Raw genomic sequence first — 16,881 nt, 5'->3', positions numbered from 1 at the left:
CTTCTCCGCAAAACGCGACCCGAACGGAGCTGACATGCCTCACCCAAACTGCCTTTTGATCGGTGCGCCGGTCGATAGCGGCAAACGCCGCGCCGGGTGCCTGATGGGCCCCGATGCCTATCGCACTGCCGGTCTGGCCGACACTTTGGCCAGCCTGGGCGCAAGCCCCGAGGATCTGGGCAATATTGCGCCCGCCCCATTGCGCCCGGTGACCGCCGCAAACCCGGCCCTGCACGGGTTGGCCGAAACCATCGCCTGGACCGAGGCCCTGACAGAGGCCGCGCGCGATGCCATGGCCCGGGGCTTTCCGATCTTCCTTGGCGGCGATCACAGCCTGTCGCTTGGCACGGTCGCCGGTGTGGCCAGCCATGCGGCCCGCGCGGGCCGCCCGCAATTCCTGCTTTGGCTTGATGCCCATGCGGATATGCACACGCCGGACACCACCACATCCGGCCATCTGCATGGCACGCCGGTTGCCTATGCCACGGGGCGCGCAGGCTTCGAGGCTTTCCCGCCGATGCCCGCGCCGATCCCGCAGGATCAGGTCTGCATTCTGGGTCTGCGATCGGTCGACCGGCAGGAAAACGAGATGCTGGGCCAGACCGGTATCGCCGCCCATGACATGCGCGCCATTGACGAATACGGGGTTGCGCCCCCGCTTCGCGCCTTTCTGGAGAAGGTGGCTACAGTTAACGGGTTTCTGCATGTCTCGCTGGATGTGGATTTTCTTGACCCGGGCATTGCCCCTGCGGTCGGCACCACCGTGCCCGGCGGCGCGACGTTTCGGGAGGCGCATCTGGTGATGGAAATCCTCCATGACAGCGGGCTGGTCACCTCTCTCGACCTTGTGGAACTGAACCCTTTTCTGGATGAACGCGGCCGCACCGCCTCGCTGATGGTGGATCTGACCGCCTCGCTGATGGGCCGGCGCGTCTTCGACCGCCCGACACGGAGCTTTGCCGCATAAACCTGCCGGCCCCCTAGGACCACGCCTTGTGCCCTTCGGCCCGGTCGATGCGATGATGCGGCGGATCGTCCGGCCGCAATCCCCCTCAGTGCAGCGGGAATTCCCCCACCACATTGCGCCATTCCCCCGGCGCAATCATCTTGCGATGGGTGAATCGCACGGAATGCAACGGGCCTTCGATTTCATCCTGCCAGAACTCGATGAATTTGAAGAGTCGCGGATAATCCGGCGCAAGATCATAATCCTGCCAGACGAAAGTATTGAGAACACTGCGAAAATCCGGCATGCGATAGCACATTTCCGCCGTGGTCAACCCATAACCCTTCAACATCAGCTCGGTTTCGGTTTCTGCCATTGGGCACCTCTTGTCTGGTCCCTTGATAGATAAACTCTGCCAGATGTTCGCTAAGATTCAAGAAAAACAATCCGTTATCAGCCACGTGGTCCGGCTGCCAGCACGATGATGCATCGCCCATTGCACCCCATATCCAGTTGAAGCTATACTGCATGGCAACAAAATATAGACGCAGCAAAAAGCGAGCATATCCGCGTGACTGACACGCCAGAACCCCCTGAAAACATGGATGAAACCGCGCCCGAGCGCCCGGAATACACGGGCCCGTCCATCGGCATTTCCGAGGAGATGAAAACCTCGTTCCTCGACTATGCCATGTCGGTGATCATCTCGCGCGCCATTCCCGACCTGCGGGACGGGCTGAAACCGGTGCATCGTCGCATCCTCTATGCGATGCATGAGACCAATAACAGCCATGACAAATCCTACCGCAAATCGGCCCGGCCGGTGGGCGATGTGATGGGCAAATACCACCCCCATGGGGACGGTGCCATTTACGATGCACTGGTGCGCATGGCGCAGGATTTTTCCATGTCCCTGCCACTGCTGGACGGCCAGGGCAATTTCGGTTCGATGGACGGGGATAACCCGGCCGCCATGCGCTATACCGAAGTGCGGATGGACAAGCCTGCGGCCTTCCTTCTGGCCGATATCGACAAGGATACGGTCGATTTTCAGGACAATTACGACGGCAAGGATCAGGAGCCCACGGTCCTGCCCGCGCGTTTCCCCAATATGCTGGTCAACGGGGCGGGCGGCATCGCCGTAGGCATGGCCACCAATATCCCGCCCCATAACCTGGGCGAGGTGATTGACGCCTGTCAGGCGCTGATCGTAACCCCGGATCTGAGCAGTGAGGAACTGATTGACTATGTGCCCGCGCCGGATTTTCCCACCGGCGGCATCATTCTGGGCCGATCCGGCGCGCGCAAGGCCTATCTGGAAGGGCGCGGCAGCGTTGTCATCCGCGCGAAAACCCGGATCGAGGAGATCAGGAAAGACCGCTATGCCATTGTTCTGGATGAGATTCCCTATCAGGTGAACAAGGCCAGCATGATCGAGAAGATCGCCGAGCTGGTGCGGGAGAAAAAGATCGACGGCATTTCTGCCGTGCAGGATGAATCGGACCGTGTGGGCGTGCGCGTGGTGGTCGAACTGCGCCGCGATGCCACCGCCGAGGTGGTTCTGAACCAGTTGTTCCGCTTCACCCAGATGCAGACCTCGTTCGGCTGCAACATGCTGGCGCTGAATGGCGGGCGGCCCGAACAGTTGACGCTGCGCGGTTTCCTGACCGCCTTCCTGGATTTCCGGGAAGAAGTCGTGGCCCGGCGCACCGCCCATGAGCTGATGAAGGCGCGGGAACGGTCGCATATCCTTTGCGGTCTGGCTGTAGCTGTCAGCAATGTGGACGAAGTCGTTGCAACCATTCGCAAATCTGCCGATGCGGCAGAGGCCCGCACAGCCCTGATGACCCGCCGCTGGCCCGCCGGGGAGATCGCCGATTACATCCGCCTGATCGACGACCCGACCCATAAGATGAATGAGGACGGCACCTATAATCTCAGCGAGACCCAGGCCCGCGCGATCCTGGAACTGCGCCTGCAGCGGCTGACCCAGATCGGCGTCAAGGAAGTGACCGACGAGCTGCGGGAGCTGGCCGAGAAGATCAAGGATTACCTGGCCATCCTTGCCTCGCGCGACCGGATCATGGCAATCATTTCCGCCGAACTGGCCGAGGTGAAGGAACAATTCGCCGTGCCTCGCCGGACCGAGATTGTCGACTGGTCCGGCGATATGGATGATGAAGACCTGATCGAACGCGAAGACATGGTCGTGACGATCACCGCAGGCGGTTATATCAAACGCACGCCCCTGGCCGAGTTTCGCGCGCAGCGGCGCGGCGGCAAGGGTCTCAGCGGCATGGCGACCAAAGAGGATGACGTGGTCACCACGCTATTTGTGGCCAACACGCACACACCGCTGTTGTTCTTCACCACGGATGGCATGGTCTACAAGCTGAAAACCTGGCGCCTGCCCCAGGGCGGGCGCACGGCGCGCGGCAAGGCCGTGGTCAACATCCTGCCAATCCCCACCGGCGTCGGCATTGCCGCAGTGATGCCCGTGGACCGGGATGAAGACCATTGGGATGAATTGCAGATCGTCTTTGCCACCACGGCAGGCGATACACGGCGCAACCAGCTTAGCGATTTCACCAATGTGAAAGCAAACGGCAAGATCGCGATGAAACTGCCCGATGACGGTTCGGTACAACTGGTCAATGCCCGGATCTGCACCGAAGAGGATGACGTGATGCTGGTCACCGATGCGGGCCGCGCGATCCGGTTCCGCACCAGTGATGTGCGCGTCTTCAAGGGCCGCGACAGCACCGGCGTGCGCGGTATTCGCCTGTCGGGGACGGATAAGGTTGTCTCCATGGCGGTGATCCGGCATTTCGAGGCCAGCGCAGATGAACGCGCCGCCTATCTGAAAATGCGCCGTGCAATGGCGGGTTTGGCGGATGATGTTGATGTAACGGATGAAGATGAAGACGCCAGCGGCGATCTGGCCCTGACCCAGGAACGCTATGCCGAGATGTCGGCGCATGAAGATCTGATCCTGACCATCACCGCCGGCGGCTCGGGCAAGCTTTCCTCCTCCCATGATTATCCGGTGCGCGGCCGTGGCGGTCAGGGTGTTGCCGCTATCGACAGGGCCATGCGCGGCGGGCCGCTGGTTGCCAGTTTCCCGGTTGAGATGGACGACCAGATCATGCTCGCCACCTCCACCGGGCAATCCATTCGCGTACCGGTTGAGGGGATATCCTTCCGGTCGCGCAGCGCCGGGGGCGTCAAGGTGTTCGACACCGCCAAAGGCGAGGTTGTGGTCAGCGTCGCCTGGATCGCCGATCAGGGAGAAGAAGAGGACGACACGCCCGCCGAAGACTGACCTGCGCGCCCTTCCCCGCGCCCTATCCTTGCAACACACATGCCCGGCGCCGCGTCTTCCTGGACTGGATTGGCGGGTCTGGTGGATATTTTATTTCCTCATTCCGCACACAATACTGCCCGATTCGTCGACAATACTTTGCTTAGGCGTGAATTGTTGCGATGGCTTTCCATGTCAGGTTGTCCATCCTCCATCGCGCATAGTGGGGAAAGATTTCATGGTTCAGGGCACGGCCAATCGCGTGACAAACGGCAAAACGGCGCAAAATCTTCTGCGGATTTTGATCGCCTCCTATTTTCTTGCGGCCGCCCTGCAACTGATCCCGGGCACCGACCTGACACCGCTGACCTCGCGGGTCATGCCGCCGGGGCTTGATGCAGCACTGGCCGCCGCCATCGTCTTTGGCCTCGCCTATCTGGTGATGATCGGTGTCTGGATGCGCGGCGCAGCCCTGCTTCTTGGGCTGATGACGTTTTTTGCCTCTTACATCAAAATGCTGGAACTTGGGCTTCAGGAAGAACTGGGCGATTTCTGGCGCGATCTGGCGCTGATTGCAGCGCTGATGCTGACCTATGCGGATAAATCCCATTACGATCCCCGGCTGAATCAGGCGATCCGGCGCAGGGTGAGGCCGCGCCGGGTGCAATCTGCCGCGACCAGCGCCAGTCAGCGGATGGACGAGACCACAGTGGAGGGCAGCGCGCCGCACCCCGCCGCCGCCCCGGCCCGCAAAATCTGGCGCTTGCGCAAAGACCAGGCTCCGATCGACATCGTCTTTCGTGAGCCACCCGACCCGAAGACCTCATAAAGACATCCTCGCGGGGCGATGACGGGCCCGCCCGGGGTTTTCTTCGCCGCGCGGGCCCGCTATCCCCTGCCCATGAGCAGACCCCTGCATATCATCGGCGGCGGCATGGCCGGATCCGAAGCCGCCTGGCAGGCGGTGAATACGGGCGTGCCTGTTGTGATCCACGAAATGCGGCCCGAAACCGGCACATTTGCCCATCAGACCGGCCATCTGGCGGAAATGGTCTGCTCCAACTCCTTTCGTTCCGATGACAGCGAACAGAATGCCGTCGGGCTTCTGCATTGGGAAATGCGCGCCGCCGACGGGCTGATCATGGAGATGGCCGACCGGCACCGCCTGCCCGCCGGCGGCGCCCTTGCCGTCGACCGGGAGCCGTTTGCCGCCGCCGTCGATGACCGTCTGCGCCGCCACCCGCTGGTCACCTTGTCAGAGCAGGAGGTGACCACCCTGCCCGCAGACGGCCCGGTGATCATCGCCACCGGCCCGCTGACCTCCGGCGCCCTGGCCCAAGCCATTGCTGCGGAAACCGGGCAGGACAGTCTGGCCTTCTTCGATGCCATCGCCCCCATTGTCTATGCAGACAGCATCGACATGTCCAAAGCCTGGATGCAGTCGCGTTATGACAAGGGTGAGACCGAGGAAGAACGCACCGCCTATCTCAACTGCCCGATGGACCGCGATCAGTATGAGGCCTTCATCGACGCGCTGCTGACCGCAGACAAAACCGCGTTCAAACCGGGGGAAACCGCCGGCTATTTCGATGGCTGCCTGCCGATCGAGGTGATGGCCGAACGGGGCCGCGAAACCCTGCGCTACGGCCCGATGAAACCGGTGGGCCTGACCAACCCGCATCAGCCCGAGGTGAAGGCGCATGCGGTTGTTCAACTGCGCCGTGACAACAAACTGGGCACGCTTTATAATATCGTCGGCTTTCAGACCAAGATGAAATACGGCGCGCAAGCCACTGTTTTCAAAATGATCCCGGGGTTGGAGAATGCCCGTTTCGCGCGGCTTGGCGGGATCCATCGCAACACATTTCTCAATTCACCGACCCTGATTGACGATCAGATGCGCCTGCGTTCAAAACCCCATATCCGCTTTGCCGGTCAGATCACCGGGGTTGAGGGCTATGTGGAATCCGCCGCCATGGGGCTGCTGGCCGGTCGTCTTGCCGCCGCCGAGCTTATCGGGCAATCCCTGCCCCCGATCCCCCAGGTCACCGCCATGGGCGCACTGATCCATCACATCACCGGCGGGGCCGAGGCCAGGACATTTCAGCCGATGAATGTGAATTTCGGCCTGTTCCCCCCCGTCCCCGGGCTGAAAGCCGGGCGGCGCGGGCGCAGGGACCGCTACAAGGCCTATACGGACCGGGCCAAACAGGCCTGGAGCGACTGGCTGGGCTATAGCGTTTCGACTTTACATTGAAGCAGTGGAACGGCTTTCGCGTTTGAGCCAAAGGCGAAAGGCAGCGAAAGGCGTTTCAACATAAAGTCGAAACGCTTTAGGCGGCACTGGACGCAGCCTGACCCAGTGCCTAGAATATCTTCATGAGTGATGGATATCTCAAAGACGTCTACGATCTTGATGGTCCCGGGGCCGTGCGCAGCTATTACGACAAATGGGCCAGGACCTATGATGCCGAGGTTGGCGAAAACGGCTATGCCACACCTGCGCGCTGTGCTGCGGCCCTGAAGGCGACCGGCCTGCCGCTGACCGCCCCGATCCTTGATATGGGCTGCGGCACCGGGCTGTCCGGTGTGGCGCTTGCGGCGCAGGGTTTTGCAACGCTTGATGGCTGTGATCTGTCGCCCGAGATGTTGGAACAGGCCCGCGCAGTCGGGGTCTACCGCGATCTTTTTCCAGCGGATGCAGTGCCGCCCCACCCCTATGCCGCCATTGCCGCGGTTGGTGTGATCGGCCCCGGGGCGGCCCCGCCGGACCTGTTTGATACCTGCCTCGCCCTGCTTGATCCGGGCGGGCGTCTGGTTTTCTCCTTCAATGATCACGCCCTCGACATCCCGGACTATCCCGCAAAGCTGCAAACCGCCCGCGACAGTGGCGCGGTGCGCCTGCTGTTTGAGGAACATGGCGACCACCTGCCCGGCATCGGCATCAAGTCCACCGTGTATGTTCTTGAGAAGACGTGACATTCACCACCCGTTTCGCCCCATCCCCCACCGGCCCCCTGCATCTGGGGCATGCCTATTCCGCATTGCTGGCGCAGGGTCTGGCCCGGCGGAATGAAGGCCGCTTTCTCCTGCGGATCGAAGATATCGACCGCAGCCGCGCCCGCCCGGAATGGGAGGCGCAGATTTTCGACGATCTCGCCTGGCTTGGCCTCTGCTGGCCCGAGCCGGTTCTGCGCCAATCCAGCCGGATGGGCGCCTATCACAGCGCCCTGAGGCATCTTCATACCCTTGGCCTTGTCTATCCCTGCCACTGCAACCGCGCAGATATCCGCGCCGCGCTTGACGCCCCGCAGGAAGGCGCCAAGCTGCCCACCGGCCCCGATGGGCTGGTCTATCCCGGCACCTGCCGCCTGCCCCCGGATCAGGCCCGCGCCACGCCCATGGCGGATCAGGCCGCGCTGCGCCTGAACATCCGCGCCGCCCTTGCCCATCTGGGCGATCCGGTGCTGAGCTATGAGGAAACCGGCGACAGCCTGCCCTCCGGCCAGATCAGGATATCCCCGGAGATGCTGATCCATCAGCTGGGCGATATCATTCTCGCCCGCCGCGATATAGGCACATCTTACCACCTGTCGGTTGTGCTGGATGATGCAGAACAGCAGATCACCCATGTCATTCGCGGCGCCGATCTGTCCGCAGCGACCGCAATCCATGTCCTGTTGCAGGACCTGCTCCAACTGCCCAGACCGATCTACCATCATCACCGGCTGATCCGCGACGCGGCGGGCAAACGTCTGGCCAAACGCGATGATGCCCGCGCCATCGCCACCTATCGCGCCGAAGGCGCCAGCCCGCAGGATATCCGCAGCGAACTCGGCCTCTGAAACCCCGCCCGCTTCTTCTTGTCGAAAATACGCCCGCCGGAGGCGTCCCGAGTGCGCAACACGCGCCGGGCTCAGCCTTCGGGCGCCATCAGTTCCACCTCTTCGCCCTCCCGCAGGGTGGTATAGAAACAGACCCGGCGGTTCGTATGGCAGGCGGGCCCGGTCTGGCGCACCAGAACCAGCAGCGCATCGCGGTCGCAATCCACCCGCATCTCGACCAGCTCCTGCACATGCCCGCTGGTCTCTCCCTTGACCCAGAACACCTGACGGGACCGCGACCAATAGGTCACCCGGCCCGATGCCAGGGTCTGCGCCACGGCATCGGCATTCATCCAGGCCAGCATCAGGACTTCGCCGGTCCCGGCCTCCTGCGCGACCACCGGAACCAATCCGTCGGAATTGTAACGCAGCGTTTCAGGATCAAACCGCATCTCGGTCCCTCTTTGCAAATCAACAAGGCGTCGCTACCTATAGGCCAGACCGCTATGAAAGCAACGCCATGAGTGCCGAGACCGACCTGATAAAGCTTTATTCGCGGCGCATTCTGGCGCTGGCCGCCGATATGCCCCATGCCCGACGGCTGGCCGCGCCCATGGCCAGCGTGAAAAAACGCGCGCCGCTTTGCGGCTCGACCGTAACCGTTGATCTGGATGTGGATGCCGGCCGGATCACCCGTTTTGGCCAGGATGTGAAAGCCTGCGCTTTGGGTCAGGCCTCTGCCGCGCTGATGGGGCAGAACATTCTGGGCCGCACATTGGCTGAGATCGAAGCCGCGCGCGATACGCTGAAAGCGATGCTGAAAGACAATGGCCCGCCCCCGGCTGCGCCTTTCAAAGGGTATGAGGTGCTGAAACCGGCGCGGGAATACAGGAACCGCCATGCCTCGATCATGCTCGCGCTGGAGGCCACGGCCCAGGCCATGACCGAGGCACAGCAGGCCGATTGCGCCTGAGGTACAGCGCCCCGCCTCAAATAGCTTCGGCCCAGAATTCTGCAACGCATATGCATTGATCGGAGGGCATCGCCCGAACCGAGGGGTGGGCGAGAAGAGCCCGCCCCGTGGGGGCGGCTCAGACGCTGCCCGGCGGTGCCGCCGGGCGGGAGGGTGATGCGGGGTGGTTCAGAATTTCAGCCCGAAGCCATGAAACCACCCAAACCCTTTCCCTGACCCATAAAGCACCCTGCCTTAGACTTGCATCACAAATACCCCGCCACGCTTCGCGTTCCCAGGGTATTTGTGATGCGCGATGTCTCAGGTTTAAGGCAACATCATGCTGTAAAAAAACCGCCGCACCCCGGGGCACGGGGGCGGCGGAGGATGCGTGTCTTATGTCAGGGCCGGTCAGGATGTCGTTTCAGGCAGAAAACACATCCCGGGGGGAGAGAAAACCGGACGCCTGAGGGGACATCGCGCACCGGTATAGGGCCTCTGACGGACCGCAGGCAGTCTCAGGAGAGATCAGGGTCAGTGTTTCAACATAAAGTCGAAACGCTATAATCAGACAAGGCCGGGCAGGTGGAACAGGCCCACGGTCAACCCGGCCAGAAGCAGCACACCGATGCTGTCATACAGAAGCGTATCGCGGGAACGGGCGAGGATATGGCGGGTCTGGGTGATCATGGCGTCATCCTGTCTCAATCTTTTGTTGACCCTTTGTTCTCATTTTATTCGCCCCGTGTAAAGAACTTTTTGAGAACATTTGAGAACAAATGTGGATTTTTTCTAACCGACAGAGATCAGCCGGATCGCCTTTTCCTGCTCCAGCAGCCATAAAAGCACGCGCATCGCCTGCCCGCGCGGGCTTTCCAATACCGGGTCACGCTCCAGCAGGGCACGCGCATCGCTTTGGGCAACCGCCATCAGCGCGGTCTGGCTTTCCAGATCCGCCACCCGGAAGCGCGGGATGCCGGATTGCGCGGTGCCGATCAGATCGCCGGCTCCGCGTATCGCCAGATCCTCCTCGGCAATCCGAAACCCGTCCTCGGTTTCGCGCAATACACTCAGCCGCCGCCGCGCGCCCTCGCTCAACGGGTTGCGATACATCAGCAAACAGGTCGAGGCCGCGGCCCCGCGCCCGACCCGGCCGCGCAGTTGATGCAATTGCGCCAGACCGAAAATCTCCGCCTGTTCGATCACCATGATCGACGCGTTCGGCACATCCACCCCCACCTCGATCACCGTGGTCGCCACCAGAACCCGCGTGCGCCCGGCCTGAAAATCGGCCATCGCCCGGTCTTTCTCGGCCATGGGCAATTGCCCATGCACCAGGCCCACACCCCCCTCCCCCAGTTCCGCGCGCAGGGCCTTGAACCGTTCTTCCGCCGCCGTTGCCTCGAAAACCTCGCTTTCCTCGACCAGCGGGCAGACCCAATAGGCCTGCCGCCCCTCGGCCACCGCATCGCGCAAATGCTGCACCACCTCGGCCATGCGCGCGGTGGAGATCAGCGCGGTTTTCACCGGCCTGCGCCCGGGCGGTTTTTCATCCAGCACGCTGATATCCATATCGCCATATTGCGCCAGGCTCAGCGTGCGGGGGATCGGCGTTGCGGTCATCACCAGCATATCCGCCGCCCGGCCCTTTTTGGTCAGCCGCACCCGTTCGCGCACCCCGAACCGGTGCTGTTCATCCACAATCGCCAGCCGCAAATCCGCAAATTCCACATCCTCCTGAAACACCGCATGGGTGCCGACCAGAATATGGATATCGCCACACGCCAGCGCCGCCAGTTTTGCCTTACGCCCAGCCCCCTTATCGGCCCCGGTCAGGTTTTCGATCACCACGCCCGCAGCCTCGGCCAGGGGTTTCAAACTGGCATAATGCTGCGCCGCCAGGATCGAGGTGGGCGCCATCATCACCCCCTGCCCGCCTGCCTCGACCGCCACCAGCAGCGCCATCAGCGCGACCAGTGTTTTGCCCGAGCCCACATCACCCTGCAGCAACCGGCTCATCCGCTCCGGTTTGCCCATATCGCCCGCGATCTCCTCCATCGCGCGCAACTGGGCCGCGGTCGGGCGAAACGGCAGGCTGTCCAGCACCGTCTGCCGCAACGCCCCGTCACCGGTTGAGGCCACACCACTAGCCTTGCGCATCGAGACCCGCGCCAGCCCAAGGGTCATCTGATGGGCCAGAAGCTCATCATAGGCCAGACGTTCGCGCGCGCCCGCACTGCGCGACAGATCCTGCGGGCCGGTCGGGTTATGGGCCTCTTGCAACGCGTCCGGCCAGGCGGGCCAGCCCTTGCGTTTCAGCAATTCCAGGTCGATCCATTCCCCCAGATAGGGCGCCCGTGGCAGGGCCGAGGCCACCGCTTTGGCGATGCCTTTCTGCGTCACCCCCGCAGTCAGGGGATAGACCGGCTCATAGGGGGGGATCTGATCTGTGTCCTCGGGCGGCACTATATGATCCGGGTGCGCCATCTGCGCCACCCCGTCGAACAATTCCACCCGGCCCGAGACCACCCGGCGGCTGCCACTGGGCAAGATCCGTTCGAGATAATCGCCTTTGACATGGAAGAACACGAGCTGAAACACGGTTTCCGCATCGCTGACCTCTACCCGGTAGGGGCCGCGCCCCGCCGGTTTCCGGTGCCGCCCGATCGTCACCTCAACCGTTGCCATTCCGGGCAGGTCAACCTCGCGGATCGACGCCCGGCGCGCCCGGTCCACACCGCCCAGGGGCAGGGTCAGCAACAGGTCTTTCGGGGTGTCCACATGCAGGCCGCTGTAATGTTTCGCGGTTTTCGGCCCGATCCCGTCCAGCGTTTCCAGACCGGCGAAAAGCGGAAACAATATCTCGGGCCTGCCGCGCATTTCAGCCATCGCCGGCCCCCGATGGTGCCCCGCCGATCAGCGCCAGCCAGGCATCCTCATCCAGGGTTTTCACCCCCAGATCCGCCGCTTTTTTGGCCTTGGACCCCGCCCCCGGCCCGGCCACCAGAATATCGGTCTTGGCCGAAACGGAGCCCGCGACTTTCGCGCCCAGCCCTTCGGCCCTGGCCTTGGCCTCGGCCCGGGTCATTTTCTCCAGCGTGCCGGTGAAGACCACGGTCTTGCCCGCAACCGGGCTGTCGGATGCGGCCCGGGGCGTCATATCTTCAACCGAAAGATGGCTGGCCAGACGGCGGATCGAAGCGCGCTCCCGCTTCTGCTGGAAGGTTGTCACAAGCGACAGGGCGACGGTTGCACCGATCCCGTCGATCCCCACCAGATCCTCCCAGGCCGTCAGCGCCGCAGGGTCCAGCCCCTCCCAGACCGCATTGCGCGCGGCGGCAAGATTGGGGCGGCGTTCCTCCTCGGCGGCGCGCTGACGTTCTGCTGCGACCGCATCCTCGGCGGCGCGATGTCGGTCTGCGGCCGGTCCGGCAGCATCGACCGCTGCCAGAAAACCCTCCCAATTGACATAATGGCGTGCCAGATCGGCGGCGGCGACCTCCCCCACATGGCGGATGCCGAGGGCAAAGATCACCCGCGCCATCGGGATGTGGCGTTTGTCATTGATGGCCGCGAACAGATTGCCGGCCGAGGTTTCGCCCCAGCCCTCGCGGTTTTTCAGTTGTTGCAGCCCGGTGCCATAGCGCGCCTCAAGCTCGAAAATATCCGCAGGCTCCGCGATCCAGCCATCCTTGTGGAACTGTTCCACCTGTTTCGCGCCCAGACCTTCGATGTCGAAAGCCGCGCGGGAGACGAAATGTTTCAGTTTCTCAACCGCTTGCGCCGGGCAGATCAACCCGCCGGTGCACCGGCGCACCGCGTCCCCTTCCTCGCGCAACGCATCAGAACCGCAATCCGGGCATGTGGTGGGGAAGACATATAGCACCGCCCCTTCGGGCCGTTTCGACAGGTCCACATCCGCCAGTTTCGGGATCACATCGCCTGCGCGATAGACCTGCACAAAATCCCCTTCGCGAATATCCTTGCCATCCCGGATCAGATTGCCCTTGCTGTCGCGCCCGGCGATGTAATCCTCGTTATGGAGCGTCGCATTCGACACCACGACGCCCCCCACCGTGACCGGCGTCAGCCGCGCGACAGGGCTGAGCGCACCGGTCCGGCCCACCTGAATCTCGATCTTTTCCAGCCGGGTCCAGGCCAGTTCGGCGGGGAATTTATGGGCAATCGCCCAGCGCGGCGTGGTGGAGCGCAGGCCAAGCCGGGCCTGCAACGCCAGATCGTCCAGCTTGTAGACCACCCCGTCAATATCATAGCCCAGCGTCGCGCGGGCCTGTTCAATCATGGCATATTGCGCCAGCAATGCCTCGGTATTTTCACAGCGGCGGGTCAGGTCATTGGTCTGGAACCCAAGCGCGGCCAGCCGGGCAATCGCCCCCGACTGGGTTTCCGCCAGGGGCGCGGAAAGCTCCCCCCAGGCATAGGCGAAAAACCTCAGCGGGCGGGCACGGGTGATCCCTGCATCCAGCTGGCGCAGCGATCCGGCGGCAGCGTTGCGCGGATTGGCAAAGGTTTTCTCCCCCGCATCTGCCTGGCGGCTGTTCAGTGCGGCGAAATCCGCATGGCTCATATAGACCTCACCGCGCACTTCCAGCACATCCGGTGCGCCGGTCAGACGCTCCGGGATATCCGCGATCGTATGGGCATTGGCGGTCACATTCTCCCCCACGGCGCCATCGCCCCGTGTGGCGGCCTGCACCAGCACACCCGCCTCATAGCGCAGCGATAAAGACAGCCCATCAATCTTCGGTTCTGCGGTGAAAGCCAGCGGCGCGTCTGCATCCAGCCCCAGATAGCGCCGGATGAAACTTACAAATTCCGCCACATCCCCTGCATCGAACGCATTGCCCAGCGACAGCATCCGCTGCGCATGGGAGATTTTGGAAAACCCCTCTGCCGGGGGCGCGCCCACCTGATCACTGGGGCTGTCGGCCCGTTTCAGATCGGGAAAAGCGGCTTCAAGCGCCGCGTTTTCGCGTTTCAGCGCATCATAATCCGCGTCGCTGATCTCGGGCGCGTCATTCCGGTGATAAGCCGCATTGGCATCGGCAAGACGGGCCGCCAACTCTGCCAGCCGCGCCTTTGCATCTGCTCTGGACATGTCCGGGCGGTCATCCGACCCCGCCAAGATATCGCTCATCACCCGGATACCCCTCCGCTCACGCTCCGTATAAGACGTGATAAAGCACCCTGCCTGAAACTTGAATCACAAATACCCTGCCACGCTTCGCGTTCCCAGGGTATTTGTGATGAGCGATGTCTCAGGTGTAAGGCAGGGTACTCTATAGGAGGCAGGTGCCGTCAGGTCCAGCCCGGGATCACAGGACAAGAGCCCGCCCGCACCTGACCTGTGCGCGAGAAGTGTTCAGGCGGTGGTTCCGTCAGGCAGAGGCCGCGATTTCCTTGATCTCCATCTCGGGCTGCGGGTCACGCAGGACATAGCCACGCCCCCAAACCGTTTCGATGTAATTCTCTCCGCCATTTGCCTCGCTGAGCTTTTTGCGCAGCTTGCAGATGAAGACATCGATGATTTTCAATTCTGGCTCATCCATGCCGCCATAGAGATGGTTGAGAAACATCTCTTTGGTCAGCGTCGTGCCCTTGCGCAGGCTCAGAAGCTCCAGCATCTGGTATTCCTTGCCCGTCAGATGAACGGAACGTCCCGCCACATCAATGGTTTTGGCATCCAGGTTCACCGAAATCTCACCGGTCTTGATGATCGGTTGCGCATGCCCCTTGGAGCGGCGGATGATCGCGTGAATCCGTGCCACAAGCTCTTCGCGGTGGAAGGGTTTTGTGAGATAATCATCCGCGCCGAAGCCAAAGCCTTTCAGCTTGTTATCCGTATCGTCAGCCCCTGACAGGATCAGAATAGGTGTCTCGATCCGCGCCAACCGCAATTTGCGCAGAACCTCATGGCCAGTCATGTCGGGAAGGTTGAGATCAAGAAGGATCAGGTCATAATCATACAGCTTTGCAAGATCGACCCCTTCCTCCCCCAGATCCGTCGCATAGACATTGAGATTGGCATGGCTCAGCATCATCTCAATGCTTTTAGATGTGGTGGGGTCATCTTCGATCAGCAGAACACGCATCAATTCTCTCCAACTACAAGCCAAGTGCTGACGCGAACACTGTGGCGAAACCATTAACGCCGAGTTACTTTATTACAATATAATGAAGATCGTTCCTGTTGCAATTCAGAAAATACATTTACGCATCATAATTACACATGACAGGGGAAATTATGCACGATATTGTTGCACCGCCGTAGCGCGCAAGGCTGATTCCCCATAGGTGGAGACCGCCTTCTTCCAGGATGCCAGTTCCTCATCCGACAGGTCCCAGGTTTCTTTCGCCTCACTTGCCGTGATCAAACCATGCTCAACCGCACGCACCACCGCGGCCTTGCGGCTGGCCACCCAACGGCGCGTTGTCGGGCTGGGCAGGTCGGCACGGGTCATCTGCGTTCCGTCGGGCAGGGCAACCACATGTGGCCCCTTTATGCGTCGGATATACATAAACTGTCCTCTCACGCCTCAAACGTGATGGAAGACATGCCAGAAACTGCTTAAAGAGCGGTAAGCATCGCCCTTGTGAATAGGGCGCATTTTCCTATATTGCGCCCGAACCCGCCGATTTTTCCGGAACCATCCCATGGCCCTCGACCACCCTGCCCGCGCGCTGAACTCGCTTGGACTGCCGAAAGCGCCCGCCGACACCCGCGTGGTTGTCGCGATGTCCGGCGGTGTCGACAGTTCGGTTGTCGCAGCAGTGCTGGCCGAAGAAGGCTATGATGTTGTGGGCGTCACCCTGCAATTATACGATCACGGGGCGGCCCTTGCCAAAAAAGGCGCGTGCTGCGCCGGGCGTGACATTCATGATGCCCGCCGCGTGGCAGAGGAAATGGGCTTTCCCCATTATGTGCTCGACTATGAAAACGTCTTCAGGGACGCGGTGATCGACGAATTTGCCGACAGTTATCTGGCCGGGGCCACGCCGGTGCCCTGCATTCGCTGCAATGAACGGGTGAAATTCAAGGATCTGCTGGAAACGGCCCGGGAATTGGAGGCCGATTGCATGGCCACGGGCCATTATATCCAGCGCAAACTGGGACCTGCCGGGCCGGAATTGCATTCCGCCGCCGATTCCGCACGCGATCAATCCTATTTCCTGTTTTCAACCACGCCCGAACAATTGTCTTATCTGCGCTTCCCGCTTGGCCATCTGGCCTCCAAGGCCGATACAAGGGCGCTGGCGGCGAAATACGGATTGAGCGTGGCGGATAAACCGGACAGCCAGGATATCTGCTTCGTGCCCGATGGCGATTATGCCGCCGTAATCGAGAAATTGCGGCCCGAGGCCGCTTCCCCCGGCGAGATTGTCGATATGGAGGGCACCGCTCTCGGTACACATAATGGCGTTATCCATTACACAATCGGTCAGCGCCGGGGCCTCGGGCTTGGCGGGCTGGCCGATCCGCTTTATGTGGTGAAACTCGACCCTGACACCCGTCAGGTGGTGGTTGGCCCGAAAGAGGCGCTTTCGACCCGGACCATCCCGGTGCGCGAGATCAACTGGCTGGGGGATGAGCCGTTCACCTCCCGGCCTGAATGGCATATGGGCGTCAAAATCCGCTCCACCCGCCCGCCGCGGGAGGCGATCATCCGCCCGATCTCGGACACCGAGGCCGAAGTGGAGCTGCTGACCCCCGAGGCGGGCGTCAGCCCCGGTCAGGCCTGCGTGTTCTATGCCCCGGAAGGCTCCCGCATCCATGGCGGCGGCTGGATCTGGCGCGGCGCCTGAGAACACGCGCCGATCAAGGCTGTGCAATATCTCC

The 16,881-nt window shown here is 62.0% G+C and carries 15 protein-coding genes; 8 read left to right on the top strand and 7 right to left on the bottom strand.

The features are described from left to right. Positions 1–34: 34 nt before the first annotated feature. Entirely contained in the window at positions 35–967 is a 933-nt protein-coding gene (rocF, locus tag E2K80_RS06655; RefSeq protein WP_135373894.1) for an arginase, read from the top strand. A gap of 85 nt (positions 968–1,052) precedes the next feature. Here the strand turns inward: rocF and E2K80_RS06650 are convergent, their stop codons facing one another. Beyond that, positions 1,053–1,322, bottom strand: coding sequence for an usg protein (locus E2K80_RS06650; RefSeq protein ID WP_135373892.1), 270 nt, complete (start codon positions 1,320–1,322; stop codon positions 1,053–1,055). A 195-nt stretch (positions 1,323–1,517) separates the two neighbouring features. Here E2K80_RS06650 and gyrA point away from each other — a divergent pair, with 195 nt between their 5' ends. From gyrA to gluQRS, 5 genes are all read left to right on the top strand, one after another. Further along, on the top strand, positions 1,518–4,268 hold the full coding sequence (gyrA, locus tag E2K80_RS06645; protein ID WP_210405436.1) for a DNA gyrase subunit A: 2,751 nt from the start codon (positions 1,518–1,520) through the stop codon (positions 4,266–4,268). A gap of 217 nt (positions 4,269–4,485) precedes the next feature. Further along, on the top strand, positions 4,486–5,076 hold the full coding sequence (locus E2K80_RS06640; RefSeq protein WP_135373890.1) for a DoxX family protein: 591 nt from the start codon (positions 4,486–4,488) through the stop codon (positions 5,074–5,076). A gap of 72 nt (positions 5,077–5,148) precedes the next feature. Beyond that, positions 5,149–6,504 carry a methylenetetrahydrofolate--tRNA-(uracil(54)-C(5))-methyltransferase (FADH(2)-oxidizing) TrmFO gene (gene trmFO, locus E2K80_RS06635; protein WP_135373888.1) on the top strand — a complete coding sequence of 452 codons (1,356 nt, stop codon included), beginning with the start codon at positions 5,149–5,151 and terminating at the stop codon, positions 6,502–6,504. Positions 6,505–6,626: 122 nt separating this feature from the next. Further along, entirely contained in the window at positions 6,627–7,226 is a 600-nt protein-coding gene (locus E2K80_RS06630; protein WP_135373886.1) for a class I SAM-dependent DNA methyltransferase, read from the top strand. After that, positions 7,223–8,092, top strand: coding sequence for a tRNA glutamyl-Q(34) synthetase GluQRS (gene gluQRS, locus E2K80_RS06625; RefSeq protein WP_135373884.1), 870 nt, complete (start codon positions 7,223–7,225; stop codon positions 8,090–8,092). The genes E2K80_RS06630 and gluQRS overlap by 4 nt, the downstream gene beginning before the upstream one ends. 71 nt (positions 8,093–8,163) lie before the next feature. On the opposite strand, the gene hisI is transcribed toward gluQRS, so the two are convergent. Beyond that, complete coding sequence (gene hisI / locus E2K80_RS06620) at positions 8,164–8,523, bottom strand: phosphoribosyl-AMP cyclohydrolase (protein ID WP_135373882.1); 360 nt, start codon at positions 8,521–8,523, stop codon at positions 8,164–8,166. 68 nt (positions 8,524–8,591) lie between these two features. Between hisI and E2K80_RS06615 the strand changes: the two genes are divergently transcribed. Continuing rightward, on the top strand, positions 8,592–9,044 hold the full coding sequence (locus E2K80_RS06615) for an iron-sulfur cluster assembly scaffold protein (protein ID WP_135373880.1): 453 nt from the start codon (positions 8,592–8,594) through the stop codon (positions 9,042–9,044). Positions 9,045–9,590: 546 nt separating this feature from the next. Here E2K80_RS06615 and E2K80_RS19770 read toward each other — a convergent pair. The 5 genes from E2K80_RS19770 to sciP all read right to left on the bottom strand — a co-directional run bounded on the left by E2K80_RS19770 (position 9,591) and on the right by sciP (position 15,562). Further along, positions 9,591–9,713: a hypothetical protein gene (locus E2K80_RS19770; RefSeq protein WP_274379253.1), complete on the bottom strand. Its 123-nt coding sequence runs from the start codon at positions 9,711–9,713 to the stop codon at positions 9,591–9,593. Between the two features lie 102 nt (positions 9,714–9,815). After that, positions 9,816–11,903 carry an ATP-dependent DNA helicase RecG gene (recG, locus tag E2K80_RS06610; protein ID WP_135376503.1) on the bottom strand — a complete coding sequence of 696 codons (2,088 nt, stop codon included), beginning with the start codon at positions 11,901–11,903 and terminating at the stop codon, positions 9,816–9,818. A gap of 1 nt (position 11,904) precedes the next feature. Next, the gene (ligA, locus tag E2K80_RS06605) at positions 11,905–14,142 is read right to left on the bottom strand and encodes an NAD-dependent DNA ligase LigA (RefSeq protein ID WP_135376502.1); all 2,238 of its coding nucleotides are present in this window, start codon (positions 14,140–14,142) and stop codon (positions 11,905–11,907) included. Positions 14,143–14,422: 280 nt separating this feature from the next. Beyond that, the gene (gene ctrA / locus E2K80_RS06600) at positions 14,423–15,136 is read right to left on the bottom strand and encodes a response regulator transcription factor CtrA (protein ID WP_135373879.1); all 714 of its coding nucleotides are present in this window, start codon (positions 15,134–15,136) and stop codon (positions 14,423–14,425) included. A gap of 150 nt (positions 15,137–15,286) precedes the next feature. Next, positions 15,287–15,562 carry a CtrA inhibitor SciP gene (gene sciP / locus E2K80_RS06595; RefSeq protein ID WP_135373877.1) on the bottom strand — a complete coding sequence of 92 codons (276 nt, stop codon included), beginning with the start codon at positions 15,560–15,562 and terminating at the stop codon, positions 15,287–15,289. 136 nt (positions 15,563–15,698) lie between these two features. Between sciP and mnmA the strand changes: the two genes are divergently transcribed. Then, positions 15,699–16,847 carry a tRNA 2-thiouridine(34) synthase MnmA gene (gene mnmA, locus E2K80_RS06590; protein ID WP_135373875.1) on the top strand — a complete coding sequence of 383 codons (1,149 nt, stop codon included), beginning with the start codon at positions 15,699–15,701 and terminating at the stop codon, positions 16,845–16,847. Positions 16,848–16,881: the final 34 nt, after the last annotated feature.

This window comes from Rhodophyticola sp. CCM32 (assembly GCF_004751985.1).
Classification (GTDB): Bacteria; Pseudomonadota; Alphaproteobacteria; order Rhodobacterales; family Rhodobacteraceae; genus Rhodophyticola.
Note: the sequence above shows the minus strand (reverse complement) of the source record. Positions and strands in the feature narration are given on the sequence as shown.

What these genes read in the sequence shown, in the direction of transcription:
- rocF (WP_135373894.1), top strand. Translation starts at nt 35, where the DNA reads ATGCCTCACCCAAACTGCCTTTTGATCGGTGCGCCGGTCGATAGCGGC.
- E2K80_RS06650 (WP_135373892.1), bottom strand. Translation starts at nt 1,322, where the DNA reads ATGGCAGAAACCGAAACCGAGCTGATGTTGAAGGGTTATGGGTTGACC.
- E2K80_RS06640 (WP_135373890.1), top strand. Translation starts at nt 4,486, where the DNA reads ATGGTTCAGGGCACGGCCAATCGCGTGACAAACGGCAAAACGGCGCAA.
- trmFO (WP_135373888.1), top strand. Translation starts at nt 5,149, where the DNA reads ATGAGCAGACCCCTGCATATCATCGGCGGCGGCATGGCCGGATCCGAA.
- E2K80_RS06630 (WP_135373886.1), top strand. Translation starts at nt 6,627, where the DNA reads ATGAGTGATGGATATCTCAAAGACGTCTACGATCTTGATGGTCCCGGG.
- hisI (WP_135373882.1), bottom strand. Translation starts at nt 8,523, where the DNA reads ATGCGGTTTGATCCTGAAACGCTGCGTTACAATTCCGACGGATTGGTT.
- E2K80_RS06615 (WP_135373880.1), top strand. Translation starts at nt 8,592, where the DNA reads ATGAGTGCCGAGACCGACCTGATAAAGCTTTATTCGCGGCGCATTCTG.
- E2K80_RS19770 (WP_274379253.1), bottom strand. Translation starts at nt 9,713, where the DNA reads ATGATCACCCAGACCCGCCATATCCTCGCCCGTTCCCGCGATACGCTT.
- recG (WP_135376503.1), bottom strand. Translation starts at nt 11,903, where the DNA reads ATGCGCGGCAGGCCCGAGATATTGTTTCCGCTTTTCGCCGGTCTGGAA.
- ligA (WP_135376502.1), bottom strand. Translation starts at nt 14,142, where the DNA reads ATGTCCAGAGCAGATGCAAAGGCGCGGCTGGCAGAGTTGGCGGCCCGT.
- ctrA (WP_135373879.1), bottom strand. Translation starts at nt 15,136, where the DNA reads ATGCGTGTTCTGCTGATCGAAGATGACCCCACCACATCTAAAAGCATT.
- sciP (WP_135373877.1), bottom strand. Translation starts at nt 15,562, where the DNA reads ATGTATATCCGACGCATAAAGGGGCCACATGTGGTTGCCCTGCCCGAC.
- mnmA (WP_135373875.1), top strand. Translation starts at nt 15,699, where the DNA reads ATGGCCCTCGACCACCCTGCCCGCGCGCTGAACTCGCTTGGACTGCCG.